Annotated in this window: 1 protein-coding gene; it reads left to right on the top strand. The window is 65.6% G+C overall.

Annotation, left to right across the window (positions count from 1 at the left end):
* The first annotated feature begins 428 nt into the window (after positions 1-428).
* Positions 429-737, top strand: a complete 309-nt coding sequence (locus PV341_RS45165; protein WP_319140882.1) for a DUF8827 family protein — start codon at positions 429-431, stop codon at positions 735-737.
* Positions 738-786: the final 49 nt, after the last annotated feature.

Below are 786 nucleotides of genomic sequence, written 5' to 3'. Positions count from 1 at the left end.
GGTACGTACCGACCACGAGCAGCATGACGAACGACATGAAGAGGCCACCCACGACCCCCGACACCAGCCAGGCCTTCCGCGCGGTCCGTGAAGCCGCCGTCACCCGCCCCACCCCTTCGTCACATCACCCTGCCCGGCACGGAAGGTGACGGTGCGCCAGGCCCTGGGGAGCATCCCCACCCGCAGCGCCGCCAATCGTTGCCCTCCGCTCACCACCGTGATACACAGAGTAGTCAACAAAGTCCCATCGAACACCGGATCGCACGCCAGTGTGTCCAGTCTGGCGGTTGCGGCCCGGATCACACCGGGGAATCGGCTGAGAAAGTCGCCGAGTCGACATACGACGGCGGCATCCTCCGCCAAGATAGACCTTGGCTCCTTGCGCCCCGTCGAGGACGCCAACTGATCTAGCGTGGTGGTGAGTTCTCATGTTCCTGGCGGCCGACAAGGGCGACATCAACACCATCATCGGTGGTATCGCCCCGGACTGGGGGCCTTTCGGTTCCCTGGGGAACGAAGCACGCGTCATGATCGAGGTGGTCATGGCAGTGGCGATCCTGCTCTGCCTGGCCATCGCGATCTGGGGCGCGGCGAAACAGCGCATCGGAGCCACGGCGCTCCGCGACACCTTCAGTGCGGAGCAGGGCAAGGGACTGATCATCGCCGGCCTGACCGGCGTGTTCATCATCGGCTCCCTCGGCACGCTCTTCACCATCGTCTACGGGATGGCGGTCTAGCGACCACGCGTCGGACTCCGCCCCATCCCCTGCGCACTGTCCCCGAGGG

This window comes from Streptomyces sp. PA03-1a (genome assembly GCF_033792805.1).
Lineage (GTDB): Bacteria > Actinomycetota > Actinomycetes > Streptomycetales > Streptomycetaceae > Actinacidiphila.
Note: the sequence above shows the minus strand (reverse complement) of the source record. Positions and strands in the feature narration are given on the sequence as shown.

Excerpts from the sequence above, each read along its gene's own strand:
- PV341_RS45165 (WP_319140882.1), top strand. The coding sequence starts at position 429 with ATGTTCCTGGCGGCCGACAAGGGCGACATCAACACCATCATCGGTGGT.